Source organism: Candidatus Tenderia electrophaga (genome assembly GCA_001447805.1).
GTDB classification, from domain to species: domain Bacteria; phylum Pseudomonadota; class Gammaproteobacteria; order Tenderiales; family Tenderiaceae; genus Tenderia; species Tenderia electrophaga.
The window spans coordinates 2833933-2850709 of the sequence record CP013099.1 but is presented as its reverse complement, the minus strand read 5'-3'; the positions used below and the strand labels follow the sequence as shown (position 1 = coordinate 2850709).

General features: G+C 58.1%; 16 protein-coding genes. 5 read left to right on the top strand and 11 right to left on the bottom strand.

All coding sequences use genetic code 11. The features are described from left to right. Window positions 1–53 precede the first annotated feature (53 nt). The 11 genes from Tel_13045 to Tel_12995 all read right to left on the bottom strand — a co-directional run bounded on the left by Tel_13045 (window position 54) and on the right by Tel_12995 (window position 10409). Window positions 54–2171 carry a hypothetical protein gene (locus Tel_13045; GenBank protein ALP53987.1) on the bottom strand — a complete coding sequence of 706 codons (2118 nt, stop codon included), beginning with the start codon at window positions 2169–2171 and terminating at the stop codon, window positions 54–56. Between the two features lie 68 nt (window positions 2172–2239). Next, the gene (locus Tel_13040; GenBank protein ID ALP53986.1) at window positions 2240–2893 is read right to left on the bottom strand and encodes a hypothetical protein; all 654 of its coding nucleotides are present in this window, start codon (window positions 2891–2893) and stop codon (window positions 2240–2242) included. Further along, a complete protein-coding gene (locus Tel_13035) occupies window positions 2890–3495 on the bottom strand; it encodes a hypothetical protein (GenBank protein ALP53985.1) in 606 nt (201 codons plus the stop codon). Before Tel_13035 ends, Tel_13040 begins: the two co-directional genes overlap by 4 nt. Before the next feature lie 62 nt (window positions 3496–3557). Further along, the gene (locus Tel_13030) at window positions 3558–6107 is read right to left on the bottom strand and encodes a hypothetical protein (GenBank protein ALP53984.1); all 2550 of its coding nucleotides are present in this window, start codon (window positions 6105–6107) and stop codon (window positions 3558–3560) included. Next, window positions 6104–6325, bottom strand: coding sequence for a hypothetical protein (locus Tel_13025; protein ALP53983.1), 222 nt, complete (start codon window positions 6323–6325; stop codon window positions 6104–6106). Before Tel_13025 ends, Tel_13030 begins: the two co-directional genes overlap by 4 nt. A 610-nt stretch (window positions 6326–6935) precedes the next feature. After that, window positions 6936–7211, bottom strand: coding sequence for a hypothetical protein (locus Tel_13020; GenBank protein ID ALP53982.1), 276 nt, complete (start codon window positions 7209–7211; stop codon window positions 6936–6938). A gap of 164 nt (window positions 7212–7375) precedes the next feature. Further along, window positions 7376–7987, bottom strand: coding sequence for a hypothetical protein (locus Tel_13015; GenBank protein ID ALP53981.1), 612 nt, complete (start codon window positions 7985–7987; stop codon window positions 7376–7378). A 109-nt stretch (window positions 7988–8096) separates the two neighbouring features. Beyond that, complete coding sequence (locus Tel_13010) at window positions 8097–8366, bottom strand: hypothetical protein (GenBank protein ALP53980.1); 270 nt, start codon at window positions 8364–8366, stop codon at window positions 8097–8099. A gap of 118 nt (window positions 8367–8484) precedes the next feature. Next, window positions 8485–8820 carry a hypothetical protein gene (locus tag Tel_13005; GenBank protein ID ALP53979.1) on the bottom strand — a complete coding sequence of 112 codons (336 nt, stop codon included), beginning with the start codon at window positions 8818–8820 and terminating at the stop codon, window positions 8485–8487. Continuing rightward, a complete protein-coding gene (locus Tel_13000) occupies window positions 8817–9077 on the bottom strand; it encodes a plasmid stabilization protein (GenBank protein ALP53978.1) in 261 nt (86 codons plus the stop codon). Before Tel_13000 ends, Tel_13005 begins: the two co-directional genes overlap by 4 nt. Before the next feature lie 63 nt (window positions 9078–9140). Continuing rightward, complete coding sequence (locus tag Tel_12995) at window positions 9141–10409, bottom strand: hypothetical protein (GenBank protein ID ALP53977.1); 1269 nt, start codon at window positions 10407–10409, stop codon at window positions 9141–9143. An 828-nt stretch (window positions 10410–11237) separates the two neighbouring features. Here Tel_12995 and Tel_12990 point away from each other — a divergent pair. The 5 genes from Tel_12990 to Tel_12970 all read left to right on the top strand — a co-directional run bounded on the left by Tel_12990 (window position 11238) and on the right by Tel_12970 (window position 16527). Further along, window positions 11238–11933, top strand: a complete 696-nt coding sequence (locus Tel_12990) for a hypothetical protein (protein ID ALP53976.1) — start codon at window positions 11238–11240, stop codon at window positions 11931–11933. Window positions 11934–12098: 165 nt separating this feature from the next. Continuing rightward, a complete protein-coding gene (locus Tel_12985) occupies window positions 12099–12890 on the top strand; it encodes a hypothetical protein (protein ID ALP53975.1) in 792 nt (263 codons plus the stop codon). After that, entirely contained in the window at window positions 12890–13210 is a 321-nt protein-coding gene (locus Tel_12980; protein ALP54870.1) for a hypothetical protein, read from the top strand. The genes Tel_12985 and Tel_12980 overlap by 1 nt, the downstream gene beginning before the upstream one ends. Before the next feature lie 250 nt (window positions 13211–13460). Then, on the top strand, window positions 13461–15551 hold the full coding sequence (locus tag Tel_12975; protein ALP53974.1) for a hypothetical protein: 2091 nt from the start codon (window positions 13461–13463) through the stop codon (window positions 15549–15551). A gap of 88 nt (window positions 15552–15639) precedes the next feature. Then, complete coding sequence (locus Tel_12970; GenBank protein ID ALP53973.1) at window positions 15640–16527, top strand: hypothetical protein; 888 nt, start codon at window positions 15640–15642, stop codon at window positions 16525–16527. The last annotated feature ends 250 nt before the right edge of the window (window positions 16528–16777 follow it).

Here is a 16777-nt window from a genome sequence, read left to right as displayed (position 1 = left end):
AGTCAAGGTGGAAGCCTTAAAACCATGTGGCTGCTACTTGCGGCCGTTCCAGATCACGCACCCCGCCGCAGGTTAAACGTGCGGCTCATGGTGCCGCTAATCGGCCCGCCGCGGCGCATGTCGTCGGTGACTATGCGCACCACCATGCCTTCAGCGTCGAAACTCACATCAGTGTCGCTCACCTGCTGCGGCTGGCCGCGATTCTCCATCACCACGCGCACGTTTTGGTTGCCGCCGCCCATGGCGCGCATCTGCCCCTGCGTGAACACACCCTCGCCGCGCTTGGCGATGATCGGCACCTCATCCCCGGCAATGCCGCCGGTGTGATAACGCGGCGCCCCGGCGAACAGCGCCGGCGACACCATGCGGCTGCCACTGTTCTCGCTGCCGACAATACCGCCGGTGTGTTTGGTGCCCGCGCTGAACAGGCCGCCGAAGATATCGCCGCCGGCGGCCAGCAGTGGCTCGGTAATGCTTTGCTGTATCTGGATGCGCAACAGGTCCTGAATAATTGAATCGGCCAGGTCCTTAAAGTTGAATTTTCCAGTGGTCACCGACTTGGCCAACGTGTCAGTAAATTCTCGGCCCCAGCCGTGCACGGCGTCAATCAAGGCCTGCAAGCTGGCGGTGCCCTCTGCCTCAATGCCGTCGAACGCCTGCTTGATGGCCACCTCGTAGGTCTGGGCGCCGATATCCCCGGCGATGAATTGAGCGTTCAGGCGCAGCATCTCGTCAGTGAATTTCTCAGTCTCGGTGCGTGCCGCCTGGATGGTGCTTTCCGCCGCCGATAGGCGTTTATAGAACGCGTCGTTGGCGGACCCGCTACGCTGGCCAAGGCCGGTCATGGCGGCATTGGCTTCGACGGCCTCGGCGGCGATCTTTTCCAGCTCCGCGCGGTTGCTCTCCAGCCAGTCCTGAAGCTCGGTGCTTGGGGCGTCGCTGTTGATAAGGGCCTGCAACTCGGTATTGGCCCCAGCCAAGGATTGCTGCAGGCGACCCTGCAGCGCAGTGAAGTCTTCCATTTCCAGGCGTGAGGTTTTCATCGACGCCGAAAAATCTTGTAGAAATTGACCATACTGCTGCATCCAATCAATGCCGGTCACCCTGCCGGCAAGGGTGACCAGTTCGCCTTCAATTTCCCAAATGTTCCCCAGCAAGTCGCGGATCGGCTGGAGCACAGTGTTGATCAATTCGATACCCGCCTCGCCGGTGCCTATCAAGGCATCCACGCCCGCCTTGCCCAACTGCAACCAGCCGACCTGGGAGAGCTTCAACAGGGTCTGCAACTCGCGCCCGACGTCCAGCACGAATCCCAGCCCCGTCACGGCGATTTCCACCGACTTGGTGGCTGCGTTGCCCATGCCATCCCACCCGGCAATCATGTCAGTCAGCGCCTGATTAACGCCGTGGATGGCTGGGGCCAGGGCCACGGTCAATTCATTGCCGAAGCCGGTACCTTGAGCCCTGAGCTGGGCAAATTCTTTGCCCAGTTCCGAGATGGCGGCACTATCCAGGGCCGAGAGGGCCACACCACTGGCTTCAGCCTCGGTGATGAATGCGCGCAGATGCTTGGCGTTATCATCCAGCAGGGGCAACAATAGGCTGGCATCACTGGCCAGGTCCTCCATCACTTTGACCTTTTCTCCCTGGGTGCCCAGGTCACTCAGGGCGTTGCCGATGGCCAGCAGCTGCTGATCCGGCGACAGCCCCACCAGATCGGCGGCGCGTAGGTTGAGCTGGGCCAGGGCGTCTGCGGCCTCGCCACCGCCCGTGGTGTAGGCGTCGGCGATCTTCTCGGCGGTGTCCTTGAAGATATCGCCGATCTTGCCCTGTTGCAGGGCGGCCTGTTCCCCGGCGTAGTTCCAGGCTTGCAGGGTCTTGGTTGAGACGCCAACGGCGCGGGCCCAGGCCTCGGTCTCGCGGGTGACGGCCACGGTATTCTCCACCAGCTGCGCCAGCGAAAACCCGCCGATGCCCGCCGTCACCAGGCCGATAGCCCCGGCCACCAGCCGATATGAACGCTGCACCTTCTCAGCGCCGTCGGCCAGTTCGCGGTTGGCCCGGTTGCCGGTACTGCCCAATTGTTTGAGGTTGCGCCCGGAGCGCTGCACCGTGGCCCTTAAGTCGCGGTCATCGCCGACGATTTGAACACGTAGTTGATTATCTAGCATGCGTTGCTCCTATGGTTGGTCTATCAAACGGCGCTCAGGCGCTCGACCTTGTTGAGCGATAGCGCCTCTCATAGAGACTGACATTGCCCTAGGCCTTCAGCCCCAACCCCAGCCCCAGCCGCCCTAGGGGCTCTGATTCGTAATGACTGCTCAGCCCCATCGGCGGGGATACCCTGCGCGCTTTCCCCTCGAAGGCGCCTGACGGTGGCGCCGTCTGCAATGCCTACAGCCTCAATCTCAGCCGCCACGGCTCGCACCCATGTCCAGTTTTCGGAGAGCACTGCTCGTGCCAGGCGCTGGCAGTAGAACAGCGGGGTGTGGCTTGAGAACGCCTTCCACAGTATGCGCTTGGCATTGGTCCAGTCCCGATCATTCAACAGCAGGTAGGTGCCCGGCTTTAAATCCCTGCCATGGAGCAGCAACTCGCACATAACGCCACCCACATACATGGCCGCCATCTCTACGGCCACCTTCTCGATCATCGCTTGAGGAAATTCAGGGACGTCTGCGCAGGGCCGAGGCTTTACGAATCGCATTTCCCCTTTGCTTCCCTCAGTGTTGATCTTGGCCACGTCTACAGCCAAGCCACACAGCTCAGACAGAACGGCATGCCCGGCCTCGTGGTAGGCCAGCGTGCGCCGATCACGTGGCCAGGACGGCAGGTCGGCGATTGCACCGACCCGCCGGAGCCAACGATAGGGCGGGCGGTCTTCTACCCTCATGCAGCCACTTCCTTGGAATCCTGCATATGGTTACGCTCAAAGCGCTCGATCGCTTTGTCGATTTCATCATTAGTGGGCTCTGGGAAGGTATTGGTCAACAGCAATTCCCAATCTACCTGGCCTTGCCCAAATCCAAGCTCTACATCGTTTTCCAATGCGGCAGCAGCGAAGATATCCAGCAGCTGCCGCCTGATCTTCGTATCACCAGCTAGTTGGTCTTCGATGGGCTCGGCGCATGCTTGACAATAGCGCCGGCGCGCATCTCGGCACCGATCACGGGCCGGATATAGGGCGTCGACCGCTTTTCGATGCTCGCCTTGAATTGCCTCCAGCATTCCGTTGGCTTGCTCTTCTTCCCGGCACGCTGACTCAACCATGGCCCGCGCTTCTGTAACGGCGTTCTGATCAACCACCCCGGCTGCGTAGTCCGCCATGGCCTTTTGTTTATGTTTTTCCGCCTCTTCTATCTTGGCGGTGAGCTGCGGGATTGACTCCTTTACTTCCTCTCGACGTGACCCAAAAGATTTGAGACGCTTTTTCAGTTCAGCATAGTCGGCGTAGGCGTCGTTCATTTCTTTCTGTGCTGCTTTGATATCACTCATGGCATTACCTCTTTGTTTGCATTAATGAAGGCGCTGAAATCAGCGCATCTGAGAAAAGCGGTTCACCTTCCATCATCGAGTGCCAGCCGAAACTCGGCATAGCCGTCAGTCAACCATTGGCCCACTGTCTTTTCCGGCGGCCGGGCTGGGATACCCGCCGCAGCCAGGGCGGTCTCGCTGGGGATCACCATGCGCTTGCTTATGTAATTGCCGGTGTAGTGGGTGTTGTCCCATATCTTGCTGGGCTGGATCTTCCAGCCCTCAAGCTTGGCTACATAGCCCAAGAACTGGTTAGACTTGCGAGGCCTGCTCTCCCCGTTGGCGCGTGCCCAGCGTTGATAGGCCGCGTACAGATCCATGCTGGCGCAGGGGCCGACCGGGTGTGGTGTTTCACCCGCCAGCCATTCGCGAATAAAGCGCTCGTCGCTGCCGATGCCCAGGTCGATTAATTCGTGCTTGGCCTTGGTCAGTGGGGGCTTGCTCCAAGGTTTGAAGCCGCCCAGGTCCAGGCGCAACAGATAGTCATGCAGGGCCTCGATGCCGCCGTTGTCGATCTCATCGTTGACGGCGTGGTAGATGTCATCGGGCAACTTGGGTGGGGTCCAGATCACGCAGTGGCGCCGGTCGTCGTTTTCCAGCACCACCGGCATCTTTTCGTTGGACAGGAAAACGATGTTCATGCAGTTGCGCTCGATGTGCGCGGTGACCATCTTGGTGTTGACGCGGATGGTGCTGCCGGTGATGAAGCCCTTAAGCCGGTTCTTCAGGTGATACATATCACCGCGGGCCAACACTTCGTCGGCGAGAATAAATAGTTTTTTACTGGCCCAGTCGGCGTTGAAGTTGTCCTCGATGGCGGACTGGTCCAGCACCCGGCCATAGGGGCCGTATATCTTGGCGTAGGCCTCAAAAAAGCGGCTCTTGCCGGTGCCTTGCGGGCCATGCACCACCACCGCCGACTCCATCTTGGCGCCGGGGTGCTGGATGGGATAGGCCAGCCACTTCAATGTCCAGTCGTATAGCTCGGCGCTGTTTTCCTCGCCGCTGCATAGGTGGGCCAGCAGGTCGAGCAGGTATTCGCAGCGCCCTTTCTCGGGTGTTGTGGGCCAGCCGCCCCATAAGTTGCAGATGATCTCTGGGTCGGTTTCTGACGGGTCGAAGCCGATCTCTGTGTGGCGCACTACGGCCCAGGCCGGGTGCTCCTTCAATTGGTCCCAGCCGTGGCGCGGCAACAGATTGCAAACATCGTCCTTGGTAGACAAACACCGCTCTTGTTTATCGTACAGAACTTTCCCGCCGAAGCCGTACGTGCCAACAAAGCGGGCGACCGCCTCGTCGATAGAGATACGGGGCTTTAGCCGTTCCCCCTCCCCCCCGATGGGCGCGCCCGCTGGCGCGGTCCTGCCGGCGGGTAGGGCCGCCTCGATCTGGGCCCGCACGGTGTTCAGCCCCTCGATGGCGTGCAGGTCGTTGTAGTCGGTCGGGCCCTTCTTATCGTCCGGCCGCGGGTCGGCGAACTGCGGCACGATGTAGCTGCCGCCGGTGGCAAGCGCCGCCTCGCTGGCGCGCTCCACCCCGGCATTGTGCTTGCCGTGCGCCGCGCCGCAGTGGCGGCACTTGATCTCGGCCACCGGGGTGTAGGCCTTGCACGCGCTGCACTTTTGCAGCCAATCATCGTCGGCGCAAAAAATAAGGTGGATCCGCTTGCGGTGTTGTTTGAACAGGGCGGCGCCCACCTTGGGCACGCTGTTGGCGTCGAAGGCGATGGCGACGGGGGTGTTGCTTGCCTCATGCAGCGTGATGGCGGTGGCGAATCCTTCGGTCACCAGGGCCACGCCCTGGGGGCTGCCGCCGATCAAGTGAGCGATGCCGTCCTTTTGCATGCCCTTGGGCCAATATTCTTTGTCGCGGCCGGTCTTGGCGATGCGCTCTTTGTGGTGCTCGCGGCTCAATATGAACTGCAGGCCGCGCACGTTGCCGGTGGCGATGTCGCACATCGGCACCACCAGGGCGCCATGGAACAGGGCCAGGTATTCATAGTCGCGCCGCTCGGCGCCTTGCAGCATGACGCCGTCATGGTCGTCGAAAATGCGCGCGCCGCCGGTGTGGTTCAGCAGCTTGCGCGCCAGGTAGTCATGTTCCCGGGGTGCCGCCTCGCGGCAATGGGTCCACACGGCATGCGCCCATTGGGCGGCGCGGTCGGCCTCGACCTTGCGCGCGGCCTCGAGCTTGCGTTTGTTCTCGGCCTGGCGTTGTTTGATGGCGGCCTGTTGTTCCTGGGTCAGCTCGCGCTTTTTGATGTTCTTGCCGCCGCAGCTGGGGCACTTGCGCTCGCGCATGGCCATGATCTGGCCGCAGTCCTGGCAGCGTTTGTTGAGCGCGATCTTTTGCGTGCCCGGGTCGTCGCCGCGAAAGACACCGAAAGAGCCCACCAGATATAGTCCGTCATCCAGGCGCAGCTCGTGCAGCCAGTACCAGCCGCGCTTTTCCCGGTCGCCGCCGGCCTCGTAACAGCGCGCCGGCTTGGTGCCGCCGATTTCCAGGGGCGCTTCCACCTCTAAGCCGTAGGCGTGTAGCTGTGCCAGCACGTCGTCGTAATTCTCGTGGGTCATCCGTTAGAACCCAGCCATTGCGCCGCCATGACACAGCCGTGGTCGGTGATGCTGGTGCTGTCTGCGTCGGTCAATACCGGGTCGGTAAACCCGAACTCCTGAATACTGCGGTCCAAGTGTGCCACCTGGACGTTGCTGTAGGAGCGGCCGTTGCTGGCATAGGGCGCCAGGTCGGCTACCGGTTTGTGTTCTATCTTGCGCGCTTGTGCGTTTGTCATTACTCAGCCCTTTTAAAATCTGCCGAACTACATACTTTTCAAGGAACTACACCCAATACTACAGTCAAACTACACACTAACCTTTTGATATTGCTTATAAACTACGGAACTACACACTAGAGGGGGTCGTACGCACGAGACAAATTACTTATAACGCTCGTGTAAAAAATATTTTCTCCCGCGTGCGCGGGCGCGTTTGCCTGTAGTTCCTGTAGTTATTTTCATTTTCAATCACTTAGTGTGTAGTTTTGCCTGTAGTCGCCCCTGTAGTTTTTGGACGGGTGTGTAGTTACTCCGGGGTCTATGTTTCAGTTTTCGTGCCTGCTACTTACTCCCGTTGGGTCATTCGCTAACCCAGTCACCGTGCCGCAGTCATTGAATTCAACCTGTTGCCTATGTTTCAACACCTCACAGTCGGGAGATATTGAGGTTCGAATTACCCTCAAGGGACCCCCCAGGGAGGACCCCCAAGACTGGCATATCGAATATGCCCGTCGTTGCATGTTGCACGCTGCCCTGCAACACTCGCGCACCGTGCGCAAACAAACACAAGGGGGAGGGGGAATGGCGGTGCCGTCGGGTGTCCAAGCTTTTAAGCCTGAGGCCGCTGTCATTTGAGGGCCTCATCCAGAGCTGTCTTGCGTTCATCCTCCAACTTGGCGACAAGCTCCATTATTTCGTCATCTGTCTTGCCGGCAATGCGTGCCGCATTTAGTGCTTCTACTTCGTGCTGCGGCCAGCCACAGGCCCTTGCCGCACATTTCACTGGTCGAGTCCATAGGCCTTTCTTGATATCGTCATAATGAGACGAGCGCGACCTATTCCCTCTTGCCGCGAGGACGGAAGGCAGTCGACAAATAGAGAATGACCTGGTTGCGTTTTCCATTGTGCTTCCCCTTCTTGCTAGTCCCGTAAGGACATAAAGAAATTAAATGCCGATATGATTTTAAAAGGGTTGAGGGGAGTTATCCGCACCCCCTCGTACTCAATGGGACAAGAATAGGGCCAATGGTTATTGGTAGAAATTATTTTATAGAGGCGATGCTTTCCCTACCGGGAAACGCTCTCACGGATAAGTTGATAGCAGCTGTCGGCTAGTTTGTCGGGGTCGTGTTCGTGATACTGGGGTATTGTTGAAATGAGGAGGCTTGCCACAATGCGTGATGCAGCACGCATTTTGCATATTCCTACTGTATTGAGATGGCGATACACCGTTGCAGTATAAAGACCAATAGCAGTTTTGGTGTTTCCTTGTTGGAGGGGGGGTGGTGGTTTTGAGTGATTGACGGCGATTTCGTGCAGGATGGTCATTGCATTGGAGAGAATGTCAGGGGAAATGCCCCTCTTTTCTAACTCTTGAGCGATAGTGATCTGTGTTGCCGGCGCAGACTGCTCAAGCAATTCATCAATCTTTTCTAAGTGATTGGCCAGCACGGCCATGTCTTTGGCAGATTTCTGAAGGAGTTTGTGCGTCGTTCCTTTATCTTCGGATGGGCTCTTGTCTACAAGGAGATAATATTCCAATTCGCTTACAATTCTCGCGAGTTCATCGACAGCATCTCCCCGATTTTTTACGTCGACGGGTAGAACCTTATCGATAACATCGCGTAGTTTAGACAGGCGGGCTTCATGTCGCTGTTGCAGTATACTTATATTAAGCATACACGCTCCTTCTATGCGCGCCTTCATAGAAAAACACCAAGCCAGGCCGGCGAAGGCTTCCGACCGTTCGGGAGCTACCCTAGGCTTGGCGGTACTCTTGTTGCCCTATTTAGTGACTCTCGTTGCTATGCAGAATTGAGTAGGCAACGTTCGAGGCTTCGTCGATGTTGTTGGCGATTGACCCCAGCAGCCGGGTTAGCATCAACACGTGCGACTGCCAGTTAGTATTTTGTGCCTCGATGACATCGTTGATCATCTCAACGACGGCTCTGATATCGCTGGAAGCATCTCCGGTTTGATCGGCGATTTCCCTGATTCGGTAGTCGCCATCGAATTGCGTTGGGCTGGGGGGTAGTGCTGTAGAATCGGTGTTAGCCATGACTGCACCTCCTGTGTAGGTGGGTTGTGGTTAGGGTGGCGGCGTGTGACTGCACGTCGCTGCCCGTCTTATCATGCCGGGTTAGTACTGTAGATCTACCCGCCGGCATTCGAGTGGGTTACGATTTTCGTTTCAAGGCCGCGGTTACCTTGCCCATGACTTTGGCGGTTACCTTTTCTTGGTTCTCAATTTTGCTGATATACGCTTGACTGATGCCCATTCGCTCTGCCAGTTCTTGCTGGGAGAGTCGCGCCTTGATCCGGGCCAGGGCCACGGGGTTGTCGACATATTCGTCCAGGCTGAAGGGGTGGAAGTCCTCATCTGCAGGCTGTTTGGCCAAGGCGTCATCGATCTTGGTTTTGAGGGCGCGATAAACGCTATACGGCACCAGCACGTATTCTGGTTTGCCGTCCAGGGATTGGATGACCTGGATCTTCTTTGCTGTTGAGCTCATTTGTACACGTTCCCACGGGGCTTGATCTTCTCAATTGCAATCACCCTCACGGCATCTTGCCGGTCGAAGATGATGCGCCAGTCGCCCACCCTCATGCGGTAACGGTCCATTCCCGTCAGTCGCTTGATATCCAAGGCCGGATCGTCCGGGTTGTCGCCCAAGGCCTGGATCTTCTCGGCGACCCGGTATCGGGTCGGACGGTCCATCTTGCGTAACACCTTGTCCGCGTCCTTGTGTATCAAGAGGGTGTAGGTCATGGTTATATTATCGGTTATATTTAGTTATATTCAAGTCTGTTTTGGGCTGATCCCTAAGGGGCCCTAGCGAATGGCCTTTATGGTTTTATCCGCTTGGTGACCAAAGCTGGGCAGCAGCGTGGTTACGGCGTTCTTCAGCGTGTTGTCGCACAAGTGGGCATAGTGTCTCGATGTGACCCGGGTGTCCGCATGTCCCAGCAGCCTGGATATGGTCAGCAAGTCGGCCCCGGCCTGGGCCAGCAGGGATGCATAGGTATGGCGCAGCTCGTGAAAGCTGATGGCCGGTTCAATCTTGGCGGCTGCACAGGCGGCCTTCATATGCCGGGTGTGATGATTTTTTCCCCATGCCTCGCCGTCTTCGCGGGTGAAGACAAAGTCGCGCCGCAGTTTGCCGGCGATTACGGTGGTGAAGAAATCCAGGCCTTCGTGGGAGAGGGGGATATAGCGGCCTTTGCCTGATTTCGACGGGGTGATGTAGACCTGTCCGGTATCCAGGTTGACGTGTTCAACGTTGAGGCGAGCCAGTTCGCCGTAGCGGGCGCCCGTAAAAAGGGAGGCCTTGACCAACAGGCGAAAATTCGGACTCGAGGCATTGATCAGACGTTCGGCCTCGGCGGTGGTCAGGAAACGTGTGAGTGGCTCATCGGCCTTTTCGAAGGGTTTGACGCGGCGCCATTCGGTATCGCTGGAAGCAAGTCCGTCCTCAAAAGCCTTGTTCAGAATCGCCTTCAGAATGGTGAATATGCGGTTGGCGCTGGCTTTGCGGGAGCGCTTTTCGTCTTCCGTTTTTGGTGCCGCGCGGTAGGCCGGCTGGCCACCCTTGCGGCTACGGCGCCGGGCGGGTTTCGCCGCCAGGGCATGAAGCCATGCCTTAATTTCGCTTGATCTCAGTTCGGAGACCAGTGTGTCCCGAAAGTGGGGGAGGATGTGCGCGTTGATGCATGCCTCGGTCTCATTGACCGACTTACGGTTTTCCCGAAACCAGTACATGTAGTGGTCGACAGCTTCGCCCACAGTAGTAGGGCGAGTCACCGTGGGACTGGAGGGGGAGCGTGCTTCTTGGGCAAACAGCCGGGACTTTTCCTGCGCTTGGAAGAATGTGGTCACGTGCGAACCGTCCGCGTCCATATAATCGTCCGCTTCGCCCAACACGTGCTTTATATAGCGCTCGCCCGTCCATAGGCGCGCCTGCCAGGTGCCATTGCCTTTGGCCGGGCGGCGATAACCCAGGGCCAGCCCCTCACCGATAGTGACATAGACGCGCTTCCCGGTGACCAGTTTCAGGCGGTTGGTGCGGGTTGCCAGCGGATTGCTTCTGACGGATCTGGCCATAGGGGATTCTCGTCCGTGGGTAACTCGTGGGTAACAGATGTTACCAAACTGCTTCGGACCATAATACACCAAGACCAAATAAAATCAATATAAAACAGGAAGATAAATGATTCCGTTTACGTCCGTTAAAGTCCGATCTGTTTCCCTTTCACGGCGGTAACAGGGGTTCGAATCCCCTTGGGGACGCCAATATACAAAAAGCTCAGCCTGCCAAGGTTGGGCTTTTTTTTATATTTGTCACTTAAGGGTCTTGCAGGAGCCTTTCGGGTTCGACGACCGAGCGAAAGCGAGGGAGAACAGCGGAGCTTGGCGACGCTGGCCCCGTAGGGTAAGGCCCTGGAAGGGCCGAATAATCCCCTTGGGGAGGCCAATATAACAAAACCCGGCCTGATGAGGGCCGGGTTTTGTTATGCCCAGTGTTACTGAGGGTGCCAAGCTGACCATGCTGCAAGCCGTGTCGCAATGGATCGATGCCGCTGTGCAAGGCAAAAACGCCGACCAACCGCCGCCGTCGACACCGATCGACGCGCCCCGGCCCTCTATCCCGGGTATCGAAGGATCTCGAGCAATTTCGACCACGCCGCTGCCGAACGCATTATCCGGGCTTCAATTGCAGTGATACAGATCCCGGTTGACGCTATGCTGTGGGGCACGGGGCGGCGTGCAGTTTTCCGCTTTTCTGCCGTTATTTTGCAATGGATTCGTCGTCCGGGGTGAAGGGGCACAAGTTGGAGGTTTTGGGTGAACGCAGTTTCAAGTTTCAGCAACACGTGGGGCGGTAAGCGCTCATTAATTGTGATGGGGTTCTCATTGGCCGTCCTTTGCGCGATGCCGGCCGCCGCGGCCGACGACCAGGCCAGCGTGGTGATGCAGCTGATTCCCGGAGAGGTCTATGCCGGTCAGCAGTTCGCCGCTGTGATTCAAATCAAAAATACCGGTGCGAATACCTGGACGCGCGACGCCGGTTATCACCTGGCCACGGTCGGCGGCGCCGACTGGGGCGTTAAGCGCATTGAGTTGGCCGGCCCGGTGGCAAGCGATGAAACGGCCACCTTCAAAGCGCAACTGACGGCCCCCGACGCGCCGGGCGAGCATGTATTTCAGTGGCAGATGCGCCGCGCTGCCGGCGCCTTCGGGGAGGCGGCGCCGCGACTCGAGGTGACGGTGCTGCCACGGGACCTGTCCCGCGACGACGCCGAGTTTGTGTTTCAGGATGTCAGCCAGACCATGCTGGCGGGGGAGACCCATCAGGTCGCGATCCAATTTAAGAACATCGGCCGCAGCGCCTGGCGCGCCGGCCGCGTGTCGTTGGCCAGTCCCCGGGGCGAGGGGCTGATCTGGGCGCTGGACCATGTGGAGATGGCGCCGGGGCAGGTAATCGAACCGGGCGCGTTTCTGGTGTTTCGCTTCAATGTTCAGGCGCCGCCGGACCCCGGCCACTATCCGTTTCAGTGGCAGCTGCACCACGCGCGCGACGGTTTGTTCGGCCGGCCCAGCGAGGGGCTGGTGATCGATGTGCGTTAGCCCGGCGGAGGAGCGTCGTTGACGTGTCCCAAGTGCGGCCATGAGCGCGGCACAGATGAGCGGGCCCCGGCGTGGCAGTGTCCTGCCTGCGGCATCGCCTACGACAAGCTTGGATCCAAACGCGCTGCCACAGTTATCCCCACTGAACGAACTTCAGTCCCGGGGATGACTGCATCCAGCGGCGGTTTCAGAAAATTTAGAATTGCCCTGCTGTTGATTATATTGGCGGCGGTGGCGCTGGACAGCTGGTTGACGGTATTGCGTTCCACCGACTGGACTGAGCCCCTGTGGGTGGTGGTCTATCCTATTAACCTGGATCAGGGGGCCGGCGTGAGTAGCTATCTGCGCACCCTTGATGACGCCGGTTTCGCCTCGATCCAGCACTATTTTTCACAGCAGATCAGGCGCTACGGCGTGCCGCTGAAACACCCGCTGCAGGTGCGCCTGGGGCCTGAACTCACGCAGTCACCGCCGCTGCCGCCACGCCCGGGTGAGCTGTTGGCGACCATGCTTTGGAGTCTGAAGTTGCGTTACTGGGCCGCCGTCAACGATGCCTATGAGGGGCCGCGGCCGGATATCCGGGTGTTCGCCCTGTATTACCCGGCCGAGGCGGGGCGGCGCCTGGCGCATTCCACCGGTCTGCAAAAAGGCATGGTGAGCGTGGTGCACGTGTTTGCCGCCGCCGAAATGGAGGGCAGCAACAACGTGGTCATCGCCCACGAGGTGCTCCATACCCTGGGGGCGACCGACAAGTACGACCTGGCCAGCGGTCAGCCCATCTTCCCGCAGGGCTATGCCGAGCCGGAGCGTGCGCCCCTGCTGCCGCAGCGTTATGCTGAGATCATGGGGGCCTATATTCCGGAGTCCGAGACGCAGGCAAACATGCCGACGCATTTGAGCCAGACCCTGGTGGGCGCGCACACGGCGCTGGAAATCGGTTGGCGGGCGGCGCCCTGATGGCGGCCTATCTATTCAATCTCATGCTGCTGGCCGGGGTGGCGTTCGGCTTCGTGTTTTGGTGGAAAAGCCAAGGGATTAAACACCTCGCCTTGCGTGCCGCCCAACGTCGCTGTGACGAGTTGGGACTGCAGCTGCTGGATCAAAGCATCATGATGCGGGCCGTCGTAGGATTCAAGCGCGGCGCCGGCGGCAGGCTTTCGGTAAGGCGCAAGTTTGCATTTGAATTCTCCAGCACCGGTGCGGAGCGTTATCGCGGCGAGGTATGGATGTTGGGTCAGCGCCTGGAACGCATCGAATTGGAGCCGCATCGCCTCTGAAACAGGGCTGAATGCCCATCAACACCCTCTCCCCACCGCTCGCCGGCTTGGCCGCTCATGTATCATTCATTAATTACTAATAAATTAACAATTGCCTGACGGATATAGGATTTCAGGAGCATAACTATTTAACAATTGATTAATATTACATGCTCTGATGTATTCAATTCGGGTTGGTCCGACCCGGTTTTGGTTGTTTCGCTTACAGCCAGGTCGCACATTTGGTCATGATAATGAGGAGAATCACTATATGAAGAACGCCCCGGGGAAGCGTGTATCGCTGAATCGCCTATTTCTAGCCGCCTTAACCATCCTCCCGCTCAATTGTGTCGCCGAGACTGAACCACCGTTGTCGGAGGAGGCCTTTTGGCAGGATGTGCCGGTGGTGGTGTCCGCGACCCGCATGCCGCAGTCGGTGGTCGATGCACCCCAGGCGGTGACGGTAATCGACCGGCGCATGATCGAAGCCTCCGGCGCGCGTGAAATACCCGAACTGTTCCGTCTGGTGCCGGGCTTTATCGTCGGCTATCACGACGGCCATACGCCCGGCGTTAGTTACCACTATACCAAGGACCGTTTCGTGCGTCAGATGCAGGTGCTGATCGACGGTCGCTCCGTTTATACCACGGCCATCGGCGGCGTGCCTTGGGCCACTCTGCCCATCACGCTGGACGATATCGAGCGCATCGAAGTCGTGCGGGGTCCGAACTCTGCCAGTTACGGCGCCAATTCCTTTCTTGGCGTGATCAACATCATTACCCGTCACCCGGTATTGGACAAAGGGACGATGATAAAAACCAATCTGGGGGACGAGGATGTACGTGAAGTATTTCTGCGTCACGGTGACGCTGTGGGAAAGCTCGATTATCGTGTCACGGCGGCGTTTACTCAGGATGACGGTTTTCCCGAGCGATTCGATTACAAACGCACCCGCATCCTTTCCATGCGGGGCGATTACGCTTTAAGTAACACAGATGTGATGACCTTTGAGGCCGGTGTCGCTGAGGGCCCTCGCGGTGTCGAGAACCGCACCACCGCGTTTCCGGGCTTGAGTCCCGATCGCGAAAAGAGCGAGCTGAATCACTATGAGCAAATCCGTTGGGAACGCACACTGGGGATCGGTGAGAGCGTTTCGCTGCAGTTTTATCATATCTTCCAGCGTGTCGATGAGGTCTTTGTGACCGAACAGGTCACGCTTGGCACGATTGGGGGCAACGATCTGGTGGTGGAGCCCATGCGCGTGGATTTCAGCCGCCGTACCCATCGTTACGAGCTGGAATTGCAGCACAACGTTGGGCTTACTGATGAGCTGCGCATGGTCTGGGGCGCGGGCGCGCGCGACGATCAAGTCTGGGGCGGACAGAACCTGATGCCCGGCGGTGAGATACATAATCATCTCAAATATGCCTTCGCCAATCTGGAATGGGCCGCCAGCCGCGCCTGGCTGTTCAACGGCGGCGCCATGTTGGAGGATTACAGTACCATCGGCACCCACATCTCGCCGCGCGTCGGAGCCAATTATCGGTTTTCCCCCGGCAAAAGCCTGCGCCTAACCGGTTCTCAGGCGATTCGTGCGCCCTCCATGTTCGAATGGACCTCGCTGTACCACTACGACGGCACGACCAATTTCTATAACAATGGCACCTTGGTAGGCCCTGGACCGGATATCTATGATGAATTCTGGGCCGGGCTGCGCGATACCCGCGTGGAGGAGATCACTTCCTATGAACTGGGTTACCACGGGCTGTCCTCTCGGGGCATGGCGGAATATGACGTCAAATTATATTACGACGATATGCACCGCTTGATCGGCTTGTCCACAGTGTCGGCGGATGATTTCACCGGAGACCGCGGCATTTACCACAACCGCTACTCTTTCATCGTCAGGGGGCTGGAAGTGGAAACAAAATTTACGTTTGTTGACAAATCCAGTCTGTATATGGGCTATGCCTTCGCCGATATAGATGAGAGGGTGCTGGCTTTCGATGGGGCGATCTTACATACAAAAAACGCCGTCGAGGCGCCGCGGCACACCTTTAGTCTGCTCTATATGATGGATTTCGAGCGCGGCTACAGTGCCGGGATCGGTTACTACTTCATGGATCGAGTACAGGGATGGGAATCGGCGCGGGAAGTCAATTTTCGCGAGCCGGTGCGGCGCCTGGATGTGAAAGTGGCAAGACAATTCAGGATGGATAGCTATGATCTTGAGCTGGCCTTAGCGGCGCGCAATGTGCTGGGACGATACCCGGAGATGGAGCTCTTGAGGCATCAGTCCTTTTATCCCCAGCAAACCGAGGCGGCGTCATCAGCGTATCTGACGATTAAGGCGAGCTTGTAAACAGAGCTTGCGCCGTGGGGGCCGGCGCAGGTAGGCGCGCGAATAACGTATGATGGCTAATAAGGCAGTCTGGATAGTTATCGTCGGGTTGGTATTAAGCGCCAATGCCCAGGCTCGTCTGCTGCTTCTGGTGAGCCAGGAATCCCCCCTCTACAGTTCATTTCGTCAAGGGTTTGAGAAGGCGCTGGCGCCCGGCGAAACAGTACAGGGGATGCGTTATCTGCGGGCCGAAAATTTTACCTCGGGCATGAGCCCGGCGCCGGGCGGTGTGATCGTCGCCGCCGGTGTGGAGGCGGCCAAGACCTTGGCGGCCGCCGATTTGGCCGAGGTGCGGGTGATCTACACCATGTTGCCGCTGAGCAGTTATCACTGGTTGCGTGACCAGGACATGTTGGCCAAAGACCACAGAGTGGTCTTTATCGACCAGCCGGCCTATCGCTTTATCAATCTGGCCAAGATCGCGCTGCCGGGGCTTCAATCTTTGGGCTTTCTCTACGGTGAGGTCTCCGCCGAACACACCGCCCAGCTGCTTAGTGCCGCCGGCCGTCAACACCTGGAGTTACAGCCGGTACCCTTGCACGACGACCGGCGCTTGGTGACCACCTTGCAGGGCGCGGTGCGCAACAATGACGCCATCCTGGTATTGCCCGATCCCTATCTGTTCAACCGCCGCGCCGTCCAGGCCTTGCTGTTGGCCAGCCTGCGCGGGCGCAAGCCCCTGATCGCCTATTCTGAATCCTATGTCAAAGCGGGCGCTTTGTTGGCGCTGTATTCATCTCCCGAGCAACTTGGGCGTCAGAGCGCCGAAATGGTCAATTGCCTCATGAGTGATTGTCGGCTGCCCTCGGCCACGGAGCAGCATCCCGAGTATTTTTCGGTTAAATTGAATACCGCCATTGCCCGCCGATTGGGTTTGTCGGTGATGCCAGCGGAGGCGCTCGAGGCGCGGCTGGAGGCGTTGGAACCAACGCCTTGACGAGGCTAGCAATTGTTATAGTAAATTCGTCTTTCAATATCTGATTTTATTCTTTGTAATCATCTAGCGTTTTACTAAATTTATAGAGGGCTTAGTAAGCGTTTGCCGCCCTAAAGGGTACCTCACGCCGTGATTTATGTAGGCCTCATTGGATTCGCCATATCTCTATGGGCGAATGCGATGCGCACCTCGGTGGTAGTACTTTCGTCAACACGTGACAATATCTCGGGAGGAATTATGATAGGACGTT

What these genes read in the sequence shown, in the direction of transcription:
- Tel_13035 (ALP53985.1), bottom strand. Translation starts at nt 3,495, where the DNA reads ATGAGTGATATCAAAGCAGCACAGAAAGAAATGAACGACGCCTACGCC.
- Tel_12990 (ALP53976.1), top strand. Translation starts at nt 11,238, where the DNA reads ATGCCGGCCGCCGCGGCCGACGACCAGGCCAGCGTGGTGATGCAGCTG.
- Tel_13020 (ALP53982.1), bottom strand. Translation starts at nt 7,211, where the DNA reads ATGGAAAACGCAACCAGGTCATTCTCTATTTGTCGACTGCCTTCCGTC.
- Tel_12985 (ALP53975.1), top strand. Translation starts at nt 12,099, where the DNA reads ATGACTGCATCCAGCGGCGGTTTCAGAAAATTTAGAATTGCCCTGCTG.
- Tel_13045 (ALP53987.1), bottom strand. Translation starts at nt 2,171, where the DNA reads ATGCTAGATAATCAACTACGTGTTCAAATCGTCGGCGATGACCGCGAC.
- Tel_12995 (ALP53977.1), bottom strand. Translation starts at nt 10,409, where the DNA reads ATGGCCAGATCCGTCAGAAGCAATCCGCTGGCAACCCGCACCAACCGC.
- Tel_13000 (ALP53978.1), bottom strand. Translation starts at nt 9,077, where the DNA reads ATGACCTACACCCTCTTGATACACAAGGACGCGGACAAGGTGTTACGC.
- Tel_13005 (ALP53979.1), bottom strand. Translation starts at nt 8,820, where the DNA reads ATGAGCTCAACAGCAAAGAAGATCCAGGTCATCCAATCCCTGGACGGC.
- Tel_13015 (ALP53981.1), bottom strand. Translation starts at nt 7,987, where the DNA reads ATGCTTAATATAAGTATACTGCAACAGCGACATGAAGCCCGCCTGTCT.
- Tel_13040 (ALP53986.1), bottom strand. Translation starts at nt 2,893, where the DNA reads ATGAGGGTAGAAGACCGCCCGCCCTATCGTTGGCTCCGGCGGGTCGGT.
- Tel_13030 (ALP53984.1), bottom strand. Translation starts at nt 6,107, where the DNA reads ATGACCCACGAGAATTACGACGACGTGCTGGCACAGCTACACGCCTAC.
- Tel_12975 (ALP53974.1), top strand. Translation starts at nt 13,461, where the DNA reads ATGAAGAACGCCCCGGGGAAGCGTGTATCGCTGAATCGCCTATTTCTA.
- Tel_13010 (ALP53980.1), bottom strand. Translation starts at nt 8,366, where the DNA reads ATGGCTAACACCGATTCTACAGCACTACCCCCCAGCCCAACGCAATTC.
- Tel_12980 (ALP54870.1), top strand. Translation starts at nt 12,890, where the DNA reads ATGGCGGCCTATCTATTCAATCTCATGCTGCTGGCCGGGGTGGCGTTC.
- Tel_13025 (ALP53983.1), bottom strand. Translation starts at nt 6,325, where the DNA reads ATGACAAACGCACAAGCGCGCAAGATAGAACACAAACCGGTAGCCGAC.